This is a genomic window from Streptomyces sp. NPDC045021 (assembly GCF_056432645.1).
In genome coordinates, this window is record NZ_JBWKIQ010000002.1 from 179,090 (window position 1) to 192,507 (window position 13,418).

General features: G+C 70.1%; 11 protein-coding genes. 2 read left to right on the forward strand and 9 right to left on the reverse strand.

Translation table 11 applies throughout. From position 1 onward, the window contains the following. Nucleotides 1–10 precede the first annotated feature (10 nt). Entirely contained in the window at nt 11–1,045 is a 1,035-nt protein-coding gene (locus tag AC07DC_RS07860; RefSeq protein ID WP_478912965.1) for a phosphotransferase enzyme family protein, read from the forward strand. A gap of 48 nt (nt 1,046–1,093) precedes the next feature. Here AC07DC_RS07860 and AC07DC_RS07865 read toward each other — a convergent pair whose 3' ends face one another. Further along, complete coding sequence (locus tag AC07DC_RS07865; protein ID WP_478912967.1) at nt 1,094–2,632, reverse strand: protein kinase domain-containing protein; 1,539 nt, start codon at nt 2,630–2,632, stop codon at nt 1,094–1,096. A gap of 208 nt (nt 2,633–2,840) precedes the next feature. Between AC07DC_RS07865 and AC07DC_RS07870 the strand changes: the two genes are divergently transcribed. Then, complete coding sequence (locus AC07DC_RS07870; protein ID WP_478912969.1) at nt 2,841–4,568, forward strand: protein kinase domain-containing protein; 1,728 nt, start codon at nt 2,841–2,843, stop codon at nt 4,566–4,568. Between the two features lie 121 nt (nt 4,569–4,689). Here AC07DC_RS07870 and AC07DC_RS07875 read toward each other — a convergent pair whose 3' ends face one another. From AC07DC_RS07875 to AC07DC_RS07910, 8 genes are all read right to left on the reverse strand, one after another. After that, nucleotides 4,690–5,130 carry a hypothetical protein gene (locus AC07DC_RS07875; RefSeq protein WP_478912971.1) on the reverse strand — a complete coding sequence of 147 codons (441 nt, stop codon included), beginning with the start codon at nt 5,128–5,130 and terminating at the stop codon, nt 4,690–4,692. A gap of 60 nt (nt 5,131–5,190) precedes the next feature. Continuing rightward, nucleotides 5,191–5,739 (reverse strand): bacterial proteasome activator family protein, encoded by a 549-nt coding sequence (locus AC07DC_RS07880; protein WP_478912973.1) that lies wholly within the window; start codon nt 5,737–5,739, stop codon nt 5,191–5,193. 148 nt (nt 5,740–5,887) lie between these two features. Beyond that, the gene (locus AC07DC_RS07885; RefSeq protein WP_478912975.1) at nt 5,888–8,740 is read right to left on the reverse strand and encodes an FtsX-like permease family protein; all 2,853 of its coding nucleotides are present in this window, start codon (nt 8,738–8,740) and stop codon (nt 5,888–5,890) included. Next, complete coding sequence (locus tag AC07DC_RS07890) at nt 8,737–9,474, reverse strand: ABC transporter ATP-binding protein (protein WP_478912977.1); 738 nt, start codon at nt 9,472–9,474, stop codon at nt 8,737–8,739. Before AC07DC_RS07890 ends, AC07DC_RS07885 begins: the two co-directional genes overlap by 4 nt. A 162-nt stretch (nt 9,475–9,636) precedes the next feature. Further along, the gene (locus AC07DC_RS07895; RefSeq protein ID WP_478912979.1) at nt 9,637–10,296 is read right to left on the reverse strand and encodes a PadR family transcriptional regulator; all 660 of its coding nucleotides are present in this window, start codon (nt 10,294–10,296) and stop codon (nt 9,637–9,639) included. A gap of 69 nt (nt 10,297–10,365) precedes the next feature. After that, nucleotides 10,366–10,866 (reverse strand): hypothetical protein, encoded by a 501-nt coding sequence (locus tag AC07DC_RS07900; protein ID WP_478912980.1) that lies wholly within the window; start codon nt 10,864–10,866, stop codon nt 10,366–10,368. A gap of 450 nt (nt 10,867–11,316) precedes the next feature. Continuing rightward, nucleotides 11,317–12,273: an NAD(P)H-quinone oxidoreductase gene (locus AC07DC_RS07905; protein ID WP_478912982.1), complete on the reverse strand. Its 957-nt coding sequence runs from the start codon at nt 12,271–12,273 to the stop codon at nt 11,317–11,319. A 10-nt stretch (nt 12,274–12,283) separates the two neighbouring features. Continuing rightward, nucleotides 12,284–13,288, reverse strand: coding sequence for a potassium channel family protein (locus AC07DC_RS07910; RefSeq protein ID WP_478914061.1), 1,005 nt, complete (start codon nt 13,286–13,288; stop codon nt 12,284–12,286). Nucleotides 13,289–13,418 lie beyond the last annotated feature (130 nt).

A 13,418-nucleotide genomic window follows, 5' to 3' on the forward strand; every position in this document is an offset into this window, starting at 1 on the left:
GCTTTCCCGGGTGACGGGCACGGCGACGGAGCTGCTCGCTGAGCGCACGCTCGGCACACTGCTGCGCCGTTACGACGGCGCCGGCACCCCGCTGGCCTGCGATCCGGTCCCCCAGGGGCTGCTGAACCGCGGCTATCGGCTGGACACCACTCGCGGCCGGTTCTTCCTCAAGCACTACCTCGCGCCGGACACCGCGAGCGCCGCCGTCATCGCCCGCCAGCACCGGGCCACCCTGCTCCTGGACGGTCTCGGGCTGCCCGTCGCCGCTCCGGTCGCCGACGCGGACGGCCGGACCGTCGCCGTCGTCGGCGGGCGCTGCTACGCGCTCTACCCGTGGGTCGAGGGCCGGCACCGGGAGGGCACCGAGCTGACCGCCGCCCAGTCCCGGCGCCTCGGCACGCTCCTCGGCCATGTGCACGCCGGCCTGGCCCGCGTACAGCCCCCGCCGGAGGCGGACCGGAGGCCGCACCCCAGCGCCGACCCGGGGCGGACGTACGCGCTCATCGACGAGCTGCTGGACCTCGCCCACGCGCACGAGCCGCGCGAGACCTTCGACGAGCTGGCCGAGCACCGGCTGCTGGAGCGCCGCACCCTGCTGGAACGGCACGCCCACCGCAGGCCGCCCGCCCCGGACGGGCCCGCCACCGGCTGGGTGCACGGCGACTTCCACCCACTGAACCTGCTCTACCGCGGCGACGAACCCGTCGCCATCGTCGACTGGGACCGCCTCGGCGTGCAGCCGCGCGCCGAGGAGGCGGTCCGGGCCGCCGCGATCTTCTTCGTGCGGCCGGGCGACGGGCAGCTCGACCTGGCGAAGGTACGGCCCTACGCGCGCGCCTACCGGCTCGCGGCCGGGGTGGCCGCCCCGGAACTGGCCGCGGCCGTGCACCGGGTCTGGTGGGAGCGCCTGAACGACTTCTGGATGCTCCGCTGGCGCTACCAGGAGCGCGACCGGCGCTCCGACCCGCTCTTCCCGGCGTCCTCCGCGCTCGCGGTGTGGTGGACCCGCGAGTACGAGGCCGTCAGCGACGCGTTCACCGGCTAGCCGCCCGCAGGGGCGGGGCCGGTGAACGCGTTCCGGTCGGGTGCCGGGTCAGCCGTGGTTGCCGCCACCGCCGGTGGGCGGCGTCGCGGGCTTCGTCGTCGTGGGTTCGTCGGTGGGCGTGTCGGACGGCGTCTCCGAGGGGGACTCGGAGGCCGACGAGGACGGGGACTCCGAAGCGGACTCGCTCGGCGTCTCCGTGGGGGTCTGCGTGGCGGTGTGCGTCGGCCGGTGGGACGGCGTCTGCGTCGGCGCCTGCGTGATGCCGCCGTCGCCCTGGTTCGGATCCGTCGAGGTGTCCTGGCTCGGCTCGGTGCTCTGGTCCTGCGAGCTCTGTGAGCTCGGCGACACCACGTCCTGGCCCGGATCCTTCTTGTTTCCCGCCTGCCCGACGGCGAAGTAGACGCCCATCGAGATGGCCAGCACCGCGGCCAGCACGAAGAGCACCGGCTTGAGCCACTTGTTGCCCCCGCCACGTCCGTGCTGCGGTTCGTGGTAGCCGTGCGTCTCGTCGGCACCGCCGCCGGACGCGCCCAGCAGCAGCGGCCGGCTGAACTCCGCGGTGGTGTGGTTGCCCTGCCGCCCGATCGTCGCGCCGGGGCCGGTCCCCGTGCCCGCGGCCGGGGGGACCGGAGCCGAGTGCGCCACGACTCCGGTGTCCCAGAGATTGTTCCAGCCGCCCTGCTCCTGGAGCATGTGCAGCGCGTACTGCACCACGCCGTGCATCTCCTCGGCGCTCTGGAACCGGTCGTCCGGGTGCTTGGCGAGCGCGCGCAGCACCAGCCCGTCGAGCTCCGGCGGCACCCGGTCGCTGACCGTGGACGGCACCTGCGGCTCGTCCTGCACGTGCTGGTAGACCACCGACAACGGTGTCTCACCGGTGAACGGCGGCCGCAGCGCCAGCAGCTCGTAGAGCATGCAGCCGGTCGCGTACAGGTCGGAGCGGTAGTCGACCGCCTTGCCGAGCGCCTGCTCGGGGGAGAGGTACTGCGGGGTGCCCATGACCATGCCGGTCTGCGTCATGGTGCTGGCCGCGCCGTGCAGCGCACGGGCGATGCCGAAGTCCATGACCTTGACGGCGCCGGTGTTGGTGATGATGACGTTGGCCGGCTTGATGTCGCGGTGCACGATGCCGTGCTGGTGGCTGTAGGCGAGCGCCTCCAGTACACCGGAGATGATGATCAGCGCCTGGTCGATGGGCGGCGCCTCGGCGCCGGTCAGCAGGTCACGGATGGTGTGCCCGTCGACCAGCTCCATGACGATGTAGGGGACCGTGCCGGTGGGCGTGCGGTCCTCGCCCGAGTCGTACACCGCGACCACGGCGTGGTGGTTCAGCCCGGCGACCGACTGTGCCTCGCGGGTGAAGCGCGCCTTGGAGACCGGATCCTCGGCCAGATCGGAGCGCAGCAGCTTGATCGCCACGATCCGTCCGAGCCGTACGTCCTCGGCCGCGAAGACCTCGGCCATTCCGCCGCGTCCCAGCCGGTAGGTCAGCCGGTAGCGACCGTCACCGACCATCCCTTGCGCGCCCCACAACTCGGGCGAATCGGACGCTCCGGTTCCTGCGGTCGTCTCATGGGGGTCGACCATCAGTCCTCGCCGTCGCTTGTTCCTCGCCTTACAGGTTTTCTGGTCGGCCACGCTACCGTCTCCGGGGACAGTGCCGGGCCGCTCGTGTATAGGCCCCATGCGCATCAGGTGACGAGATGGTCACCAAACTTGACGTGCCCGCGCGATAAGCCAGACTTGGCGGGCAAGCTGGCGGGACGAGGGCCTTCTCTAGGGGGAAGCGGTACAGATGAGCAGCGGGGACGGCGCGCAGCCCAATTACGCGGGTCGCTCGGTCGGAGGCGGTCGCTATGTGCTGCGCGATCTCCTCGGCGAGGGCGGCATGGCCTCAGTGCACCTGGGACACGACACGGTGCTGGACCGCCCGGTCGCCGTCAAGACACTGCACACGAGCCTCGGGAACGAGCAGTCCTTCCGTGAGCGGTTCCGCCGCGAGGCGCAGGCCGTGGCCAAGCTGAACCACACCAACATCGTCTCGGTCTTCGACTCGGGCGAGGACACCCTCGACGGCGCGATGGTCCCCTACATCGTCATGGAGTACGTCGAGGGCAAGCCGCTCAACGTGGTGCTGGCCGAGGACGTCGCGCAGTTCGGCGCGATGCCGGCCGAGAAGGCGCTGAAGATCACCGGCGATGTGCTGGCGGCACTCGCGGTCAGCCACGAGATGGGCCTGGTGCACCGCGACATCAAGCCCGGCAACGTGATGGTGACCAAGCGCGGCGTGGTCAAGGTCATGGACTTCGGCATCGCACGGGCCATGCAGTCCGGCGTCACCTCGATGACCCAGACCGGCATGGTCGTCGGCACCCCGCAGTACCTGTCGCCCGAGCAGGCGCTGGGACGCGGCGTCGACGAGCGGTCCGACCTGTACTCCGTCGGCTGCATGCTCTTCGAGCTGACGACCGGCCGGATCCCCTTCGAGTCCGACTCGCCGCTGGGTATGGCGTACCAGCACGTGCAGGAGATCCCGCCCGCACCGTCCCAGTTCAACCGGGCGATCACCCCCGGGGTCGACGCGCTGATCGCGCGGGCCCTGAAGAAGAACCCGGCGGAGCGCTTCCCGACCGCCGACGCCATGCACGACGAGCTGGAGCGCGTCAGCGCCTCGACGCAGCCCGGCATCACCCCGCTGATCATCGGTGAGGGCCCGCACGCCCGCAGCCGCGGCGAGGGCGTCTCCGCGACGGTCTTCCCGCCCGCCCAGGGCGGTCTGCACACCCCGCCGCCGAACGTCCACGGCCCGTACCAGACCCCGGCGCCGCAGCACAGCGCCTACGGTCCCGGCACCCCGGCACCCGCTGTCCCGTCCGCGTACGGCTACCCGCAGCAGGCCCAGCAGCAGGCGGCGCCGCAGTACCGGACGCCGGCTCCGACCACCGGGTACCCGATGCAGCCCGGCACGGTCGGCGGCGGTCACGGCGGGGGCAACGGCGGCGGCAAATCGAACCGGAGTCTCCTGATCGGCGCCACCGTGGCGGTGGCCGCCATCTCCCTGATCGTCGGGCTGATCATCGCGATGAAGGGCGGCGCGGACAACAACGCCGACAAGGGCAACGACCCCACGAGCCCGGCCACCAGCCAGTCCGTGCCGGGCGCGTCCAGCGGCGGGACCTCGCCGTCGACCGCGTCGAACGACGGCGGCATCGTCCAGGCCGACAAGACCCGGACGCTGGAGTCCTCGGCGTGCACCGGTGCCACTCCGGGCTTCACCAACAGCGATTCGAATCCGAACCTCGTCCTGTTCCCGCAGTTCAACACCAAGTACCGGGACTCCGTCGAGGCGTGCCTGAAGGCCGCCGGCTGGAAGTACACGGTGAAATACACGAACGAGCAGCAGTGGGGCAAGGGCGCCGTCGTCGACCAGACGCCCAAGGCCCTTGAGGACTACGACATCAAAAGCAAGAACGATGCCAGCAAGATCACCATCTGGGTCTCGACCGGCAAGGGCGCCAGCTGATTGAATCCAACAGGATTGTGTCCCATTCATGCAAAGGCCGTCGCGGTTCGTGCGCGACGGCCTTTGTATTGCACTCACTCAGTCACTCACTCACTCACATCGAGTTGAGCGCCAAGGTTCACTAGGGCACCAGTTCTGATCCCCATGTATATGCGTAGTTGTCGTAGGGAACTTCCGTATTCCGAGAGACGGAGACAGTAGCCCAATTCGGATTATCCGGATCGAGCGAGGTGCGGTTGAGATACAGCCCGTCGCCGGGGGTGAGGCAGTCCTGCCACGTGTACCAACCGGCCCCCAATCCCTGGACCTTCACGAGCCGGTGGCTGGGAAGCCAGTTCCAGGTATACGTACCTGCAGCCAGATAGATGTGCCGGGACACGCAGGAGACCGGCATACTGGGCCGCGGGTTGGTGTAGAGAATTTCGTATTTCGTATTCACGGCGGTCCCTGCCGCCGATGCGGGTGCAGCCGCGAAGATGCCTGCCGCGAGTGCGGCAGCAAGTACAGCTGAAATCTTTGTCTTCAAAGCCAAAGTGATCTCCCCCAAGAAGTCAAGCCGCATCAGATGTAAATCACCGCATCGTACTTTACTTGGGGGATCTCGCACGTTTCCCAGGTAGATCTAGAGGTACGGGCCCGAGCGGGCGCCCGCGTGGCCGCCCTCGTCGTTGTCCTCGTGGCCGCCCATGCCCGGCGGGAGGGCGCGCCGCATCTGCTCCAGCTGGGCCCTGGCCGCCATCTGCTGGGCGAACAGCGCCGTCTGGATGCCGTGGAAGAGGCCCTCCAGCCAGCCGACCAGCTGCGCCTGGGCGATGCGCAGCTCGGCCTCGGTCGGGATCGAGTCGTCGTTGAAGGGCAGGGAGAGCCGTTCCAGCTCCTCCACCAGCTCGGGCGCGAGGCCGTCCTCCAGTTCCTTGACGGAACTGGCGTGGATCTCCTTGAGGCGAACGCGGCTCGCCTCGTCGAGAGGCGCCTGCCGCACTTCTTCCAGAAGCTGCTTGATCATGCTGCCGATACGCATGACCTTCGCCGGCTGTTCCACCATGTCTGTCACCGGGACCTCGCGCGATTCCTCGCCGCCGCCAGGGGTGCCGCCGAGCGCCATTCCGTCCGGCCCCACGATCAGGACCTGCGGGCTCTCCTGCGACCGTTCGTTCATCGGCATCTCCATGCCGCCATTCTCTCGCACCCGTCGTTCTCATGAAGGTGTGCCCCCTGATGCGGCTGATCCACCACATCAAGGGGCACACATTCGGCTGGTCAGACCGCTGTCCGCGAGACCGCTGTCCGCGAGATCGCCGCAACGGCAGTGCCCGGTGCTACGACGCCTCGCGGCGGGACATCGAGGTGCGGGAGCGGGTGACCAGGGCCGCCAGCAGCGCCGCGCCCAGCGGGACGGCGACGAGCAGGGCCGCCAGGGTCGACCAGGGAATGACGATGGGGAGGTGCGGAGCACCGCCCATGCCACCCCAGCCCCGGTCCAGGGCCTCGTGGTAGAACTTCAGCTGCTGCCGCTCCTCGGCCTTGCGCAGCCCGATCGCGGGCAGGATGCCCGCGGCCGAGCCGAGGACAACGCCCATCACGGCCACCACCCCGCACTGGAAACCGGACAGCGTCCGCCGCACCCGCGGGTCCGCGCCGATCGCCGCCAGGGTCTTCAGGTCGGGCTCGGCGTCCGCCTGGGCCAGACCGGTGGCGATGCCCGCGGCACCGATGGTGACCAGGCCGGCGAAGACGGTCAGCGCCAGCAGGATGATGCTGTTGTCGCTGACGTACCCCTGCTCGACATACAGGCTCGGGTCGGCGCCCAGCTTGGCGAAGTCGTCGTCAAGTTCCTGCTGCTGCTTGCTGCTGGGCACCTTCTCGTTCACGAAGTACGAACCGAAGGGAACGGTCTGGAGCCCGGCGGCCTTCGCCGTGGCCGGCGTCATGATGGCGCGGACGCCGTAGGACTCCGTGCCGTCCTTGGCCACGTACGTGGGGAACGACTTCACCGGTCCTTCGGCATCCTGGCCCTCGGCCACCGGCTTCGTCTGGTCCTCGACCAGCCGGAAGGAGAGCCGGTTCTTCTCCACGTAGTGCTTGTCGAACAGCACGGTGTGGCCGACCGCCAGCGCCTGCTCGGCCCCGGCGTCCTTGATCCCGAGAGCGTGGAGCAGTGCGACGTCACCGATCAGCACATCGGAATCCGTGCTGATGGCGCTGGAGTGGTAGGTGCGCTCGCACCGCCAGTCCTTGGCCAGCTTGCGGCGCTCGGCCACGCTGAACGTCCGGTCGGCGTCCGGCCCGTCCGTGGGGCACGCGTTCGCCTTGGGCAGCACCATCTCCGCCCGGCCGCAGCCGGGGCTGCTGCTGTACATCGAGCAGCTCTTCTTGCCGACGACCACGCGCGAGACATCCGCGCGGGACGAGACCGGGAAGCGCTTCTCGACGGCCGCCCGGACCGCGTCCAGGTCGCGCCCCTGCTCACGTTCGATACTGATGGCCACGACGCCGTAGGGCGCCTGGGCCACGTACTGGTTGCGCGTCTCCAGGTCACTGCTGGCGGTGTACGTCGCCACCGCGACCGTGCCCGCGACGGCCGCGAGGACGGCGGCGACGGCCGGGGCCGTACGACCCCGGTTGCGTACCGCGTCACGCAGCGCGAGACGTGGGGAGAGCGGCAGCCAGCCGCCGAGCCGTCCGAAGAGCCCGACGAGGGTCGGGGTCAGCGCGACGATGCCGAGTTCGGCGATGGCCGAGCCGCCGCCGACCGCGAGAACGTTGTCGGTCTTCATGGAGCCGAAGACCGCGATGCCGACGCCGAGGCAGACAGCGGCGAGGCCGAGCACCGGCAGCACCCGGTTGGCGTGCCGGACGCCGCGGCGTCCGGTCAGCGCGGCCAGCACGCTCTGCCGCGAGGCGACGATCGCCGGGACGATGGCGGCCAGGAGTCCAGTGAGGATCGCGAGCAGGCCGATGCCGAGGAGTTCGAGCGGACGCAACGAGATACCGCCGAAGCGCGCACCGACGTACTGCTCCAGCGGCTCCCGCAGGGCGAAGGTCAGCGCGAGGCCGAGCACCGTGCCGACCACGGCGGCGACCACACCGATCACCAGGCCGCCGGCCAGCACGATCGCGCGGATGTGACGGCGGTCGCCGCCGTTGGCCCCGACCAGTCCGAGCTGGCGGCGCGAGCGGCGGGCGCCGACGGCGAAGGCCGGTCCCGCGAGCAGGCAGATCTCCAGCATCGCCAGACCGACGATCGTCGCGCCCACGGCGAGCAGCGCGGCCTTCTCAGCGGTGCTGCCGCCGTAGTTCTGGTTCCAGTCCGGGTACTTGACGAACAGCGGCACCTCGGAGTTGGCCGGCGGGTCGAGCGACACCGCACGGGAGTGGACGGCCACGCTCTTGGCGTTGGCCTCCTTCACCATGTTCCACGTGAAACCACCGTCCACGGCCACGAGGTACTTGGACGTGGTGCCGGGCCCGTCGCGTCCCGCCGCCTTCAGGGCCTTGGCCAACGGCGCCAGGAAGGAGTCGGGCAGGGCGTTGATCTGCGCTGCCTTCAGTTCGCCGGGCAGGTCGTAGGCGCCGACGATCTTGTACTTGGTGGCCAGGTCACGGGCGGAGATCGACGAGCCGACGTAGAGCCCGCTCGTCTTGAGGAACGCGTTGGTCGCGATGACCTCGTTCGGCGCGCTCGGGAAGTGGCCGCGGTCCAGCGCCATGATCCCGGCGGCGATCGGGTCCGAGGCCTTCAGCTCACGGATGTCGACGTCCAGCAGGCCGTACTTCGTGTGGACCTTGCCCGTGCCGACGGAGTCCTTCAACGTCTTCGCCCCGGCCGGGATGGCGGCCGGAACATCGGCACCGGCGCCGCTGCCGCCCGACACCACCTGTCCCGAAGCATTCTCGTTGACCAGGGATTTGTTCCTGCCGTCCGGGGACTGGTAGATCGGCAGACCGTCGTACCCGGCGTCGGAGAGCTCGGCGTCGGCGGCACCGAGGTCGCGGGTCAGCGACTGCTCGGCGGTCAACTGCGAGCTGCGGATGGTGATGTCGGCGGCGCTCACGCCCAGGATCGGCAACGCGATCATGGCCAGGACAAGAATGCTGCGTCCCTTGAAGCGCCAGGCGTCACGCCGTGCGATCCGCACCGCCGCACGCCAGGAATGGAGCCAACCGTTCACTGAGCCACACCGCCGGTGAGCAGCGACTCGGCCTGCGAACGCAGCGTCGTGTCGACGACGGAGCCGTCCCGCAGGAACACCACACGGTCCGCCCAGGCCGCGAAGCGCGGCTCGTGGGTGACCAGGACGCCGGCCGCACCCGCGTCGCAGCGGGCCCGCAGCAGCGCGAGCACCGACTCGCCGGTCTCGGAGTCCAGCGCACCCGTCGGCTCGTCCGCCAGGACCAGTCGGCGGTCGCCGACCAGCGCCCGTGCGATGGCGACCCGCTGCTGCTGGCCACCGGACATCTCGTCCGGGAAGCGGTCGGCGAGGTGGTCGAGGTCCATCTCCCGCAGCGATTCCATCGCCTCGCGGCGGGCCTTGCGCGCCGAGGTGCCGTCGAGCTCACGGGGCAGGGCGACGTTCTCGACGGCGGTCAGCGCCGGTATGAGGTTGTAGTCCTGGAAGACGTACCCGATGCTGCGACGGCGCAGCGCGGCCATCTGCTTGCGGTTGGCGGTGGTGAGGTCGGTGCCCTCGACGAGCACCCGGCCCGAGGTGGGGAGGTCGAGTCCGCCGGCGATGGTCAGCAGCGTGGACTTGCCGGAGCCGGACGGGCCCATGACGGCGACGAGTTCACCGGGGAAGACGGACAGGTCGATTCCGCGGAGCGCGTGCACTTCCGTGGTGCCGCTGCCATGAACTCGGGTCAGCTCCTGCAACTGCAGGACGGGCTGATGCTCTTGGGCAGACATGGGTTGATCCCCCTGTGATCGGGTCTGTGTGCAGGTCTGTGGTGATGTCTGTGCTGAGGTCCGTGCGAGGTCTGTGCGAGGTCTGTGCTGAGGTCTGTGGTCAGGTCGGAACGGTTGTGGCGACGTACGGGTCAGCGCCGGCCGGGTCGGCGTTCGTACGGGTCAGCGCCGGCCGGGCCTCGAACGCGCCAGGGCGGCACGCAGTCCCCTGTCGTGCGCGGCGGCCTGCTTCGGGTCCGGCTCCGCGCTCTTCACGTCAGCGTCGCCTTTGTCGGCGGCGACGGCGTCGGCCAGCCGCACGAGCCTGGTCTCCGCGTGGTCGAGCCAGCGGGCCTCGGCCTCCGCCTGGAAGATCAGCTGCTCGATGACGAGCAGCCAGGCGACATCGTCACGGTTCTGGTCCTGCTCCAGCGCGACGAGCGCCTGGGCCTTCAGCCGGGTGTAGTCCTGCAGGGCCTGGAGGGTGTGGTGACGCTGCGCCTGGATGACGGCACGGATGTCGATGTCGGACGAGCCCACCGCCATCGCGAGCTTGATCGCCAGCTCGTTGCGGGGTGGATTCGCCCGGTCCACGGGTGTGGAGAACCAGGTGCGCAGTTCGCTGCGTCCTTCATCGGTGATGGCGTACAGCGCGTGTCCGCCGTCGTCCTCCCCGGCAGGTACGACCAGACCGTCGCGCTCCAGGCGGCCAAGGGTCGTATAGACCTGGCCGACGTTCAGCGGCCAGGTGGAACCGGTGCGGGACTCGAACTCGGTGCGCAGCTGGAACCCGTAGCGGGGACCGCGTTCAAGAAGGGCCAGGAGGCCGTGACGGATCGACATACTGAGTATGTATACCGAGTATGGTCACGCAGAGCAAGGCCGGTGGGTCGGGTGCGGGCCTGAGAAGGGTCAGTTTCTGCGGAGGCGCAGACCCAGGAAGCCGAGGCCCAGTCCGACCAGAGCCAGCCCGGCACCGAGCGGAAGCACGCTCACCGCGCGGCCGACGGACTCCCCGGCATCCTGGTCGGCGACGGCGGGAGCGGCGGTCGGGCCTGCCGGAACGGGCGCTTTCGGCAACACCGGAACCGGGGCGACAACCGCGCCGGAGGGCTCGGGCTGTTGGGGGCCGTACCCCTCGGCGCCACCCGCGACCTCCGGCTGGGGCCCGCCCGGTACCCCGAACTCCGCTGCGACCAGCTCCTCGTCGGACCCGGAGACGTCCGAGCCGTCCGGGCCGGACATCCGGTGCCGCCAGGCCGTCCACCTCGGGGGCTTCTTCTTCACGACGGGCTTCGACGTGGAGGGCTTCAGCGAGGGCGGCTTCACGGTGGGTGGTTTCGCAGGGGTGGGCTTCGGCGAGGTGGGCTTGGGGGTGGCCGGTTTAGGCGTGGTGGGCTTCGGCGTGTCCACGGGCCCGCCGGGACGGGGCGGTTGCCCCGGCGTCACCGGAGGCGCGGGCACTCCGGGAGGCGGCGGCTTGGGTAGCGCGGGCTGCTTCGGTTGCTCCGGCTGCTTCGGTTGCTCGGGTTGTTCCGGCAGCCGCAGCAACGCCGACAGTCGCGGCGGTGCGGACGGCGGTGCTACGAAAACGGCACCGGCCGACACCCTCGCGAAGCCCGACGCCGCCCACCCGGGCGCCACCGGCAGGAGCAGAAGCGCTCCGGTCAGTACGGCTGCCGCCGCCACTCGCCCACCGGGTGCCGAACGCAAGACGCCCGCCCCTCTCCGCCACCGACTCCATTGTGGAACAAGCCTCACATGGAGGGCGAATTGCGGCATCTTGGGCGGGCGTCGAGACCCTTCACGTGCTCACGCGGCCACGCGGTTTACGCGGTCAGACTCCTTGAACTGTCAGACCCGTCAGACCGTCAGGACGACCTTCCCGATGTGGGTGCTGGCTTCGACCACCCGGTGGGCCTCGGCGGCGTCGGCCATCGGGATCGTACGGTCGACGACCGGCCGCACCGTACCGGCCTCCAGCAGCGGCCAGACATGTTCGCGTACCGCCGCCACGATCGCGGCCTTCTCGCCCAGCGGGCGCCCGCGCAGCGAGGTCGCCGCCACCGCCGCCCGCTTGGCCAGCATCTTGGCGAGGTTCAGTTCGCCCTTGACGCCGCCCTGCAGTCCGATGATGACGAGCCGACCGTTGACCGCCAGCGCGTCCACGTTCCGTTCGAGGTACTTCGCGCCCATGATGTCGAGGATCACGTCCGCCGTGACCAGCTCCGCGAAGTCCTCCTCGCGGTAGTTGATCAGGATGTCCGCGCCCAGCTCCCGGCACGCCTCCAGCTTCTCCGGGCTGCCGGCCGTCACCGCGACCTTGGCGCCGACCGCCTTCGCGAGCTGGATCGCCATAGTGCCGATACCGCTCGAACCGCCGTGGACCAGCAGCGTCTCGCCGGGGCGCAGGTGCGCGACCATGAAGACGTTGGACCATACGGTGCACGCCACCTCGGGCAGCGCGGCGGCGGCCACCAGATCGACGCCCTTGGGCACCGGCAGCAACTGCCCGACCGGTACGACGACCTTCTGCGCGTAGCCGCCGCCCGCGAGCAGCGCGCACACCTCGTCGCCGACCGCCCAGCCGGAGACGCCGGGGCCGAGTTCGGAGATCCGGCCGGAACACTCCAGGCCCGGATAGGGGGACGAGCCGGGCGGCGGATCGTAGAAGCCCTGGCGTTGCAGCAGATCGGCGCGGTTGACGGCGCCGGCCACGACCTCGACCAGGACCTCGCCCGCGGCGGGTTCGGGGTCCGCGACCTCGGCCCAGACGAGCGCCTCGGGTCCGCCGGCTTCGGGGATGGTGATCGCATACATGAGCGCGAGGCTACTCTCCGGACGGCAGGTCGTGGCCCGCACGATGGATGGCGATGAGGCGGTCGGCGAACTGCAGCGTGGCCGCCTCCGGATCGTCGAAGCCCAGCAGCCGGTGGCCGCGCTTGATGGAGACGACGAGATCGGACACGTCCCGCGGCGCCTTCCCTACCTCGGCCTTGGTGACCGGGCGCTCGATGAGGTCGAGGCCGCTGCCGTACGTGATCAGGTCGTCCATCACCCGGCCCACGCTCGGGCTCAGCATCGACAGGCCGAGCAGCTGGCCGGCGGCGCTGGAGCTCGTGATCACCGCGTTTGCGCCGGACTGGCGCAGCAGCGGGGCGTTCTCCTCCTCGCGCACCGAAGCGACGATGTACGCCCGCTTGTTGAGCTGCCGGGCGGTCAGGGTGACCAGGACGGCGGTGTCGTCGCGCTGCGCCGCGATCACGATCTCCTTGGCGCGCTCGGCCTCGGCACGCAGCAGCACGTCATTGCGCGTCGCGTCGCCCACCACCCCGACGAAGCCCTCGGCGGTGGCCGCCTGGATCACCTTGGGGCTGGGGTCGACGATCACGATCTTCTCGACCGGAGTCCCCCGGCCGAGCAGCGTCTGTGCGGCGGACCGGCCCTTGGTGCCGTATCCGACGATGACGATGTGGTCGCGCAAGGTGGACCTCCAGCGTTTGAGCCGCCATTGCTCGCGGGTGCGCTCCGTGAGCACTTCGAGGGTGGTGCCGACCAGGATGATCAGGAAGATGACGCGCAGCGGCGTCACCAGGAAGACGTTGCACAGCCGCGCGCTGACGCTGTAGGGGACGATGTCGCCGTAGCCGGTCGTCGAGAGCGTGACCGTCGCGTAGTAGAGCGCGTCGAGGAACGAGACGGAGCCGTCGGCGTTGTCGTGGTATCCGCCGCGGTCCAGATAGACAATGAGGACCGTGGCCAGCAGCACGAGCAGCGCCATCGCGAGCCGGCGCGAGACCTGGACCAGCGGGCCCGTGGCCTGCCGGGGGAACATCACCTTGTAGGCGAGGCTGCCGGGGCTTTCATGGTCGGCGGGATGGCTGCCGCGCTGGCCGCCCCATGCGTGGTGTCCGGTGTCCCGATCGTTGTCGGGGTCCGTGTGGGGGTCGTTGTGGGAGTCGTTG

Bases quoted from the DNA above. Each gene is read 5' to 3' on its own strand.
- AC07DC_RS07865 (WP_478912967.1), bottom strand. From the start codon at position 2,632: ATGGTCGACCCCCATGAGACGACCGCAGGAACCGGAGCGTCCGATTCG.
- AC07DC_RS07870 (WP_478912969.1), top strand. From the start codon at position 2,841: ATGAGCAGCGGGGACGGCGCGCAGCCCAATTACGCGGGTCGCTCGGTC.
- AC07DC_RS07875 (WP_478912971.1), bottom strand. From the start codon at position 5,130: ATGCGGCTTGACTTCTTGGGGGAGATCACTTTGGCTTTGAAGACAAAG.
- AC07DC_RS07880 (WP_478912973.1), bottom strand. From the start codon at position 5,739: ATGGAGATGCCGATGAACGAACGGTCGCAGGAGAGCCCGCAGGTCCTG.
- AC07DC_RS07890 (WP_478912977.1), bottom strand. From the start codon at position 9,474: ATGTCTGCCCAAGAGCATCAGCCCGTCCTGCAGTTGCAGGAGCTGACC.
- AC07DC_RS07895 (WP_478912979.1), bottom strand. From the start codon at position 10,296: ATGTCGATCCGTCACGGCCTCCTGGCCCTTCTTGAACGCGGTCCCCGC.
- AC07DC_RS07905 (WP_478912982.1), bottom strand. From the start codon at position 12,273: ATGTATGCGATCACCATCCCCGAAGCCGGCGGACCCGAGGCGCTCGTC.
- AC07DC_RS07910 (WP_478914061.1), bottom strand. From the start codon at position 13,288: ATGTTCCCCCGGCAGGCCACGGGCCCGCTGGTCCAGGTCTCGCGCCGG.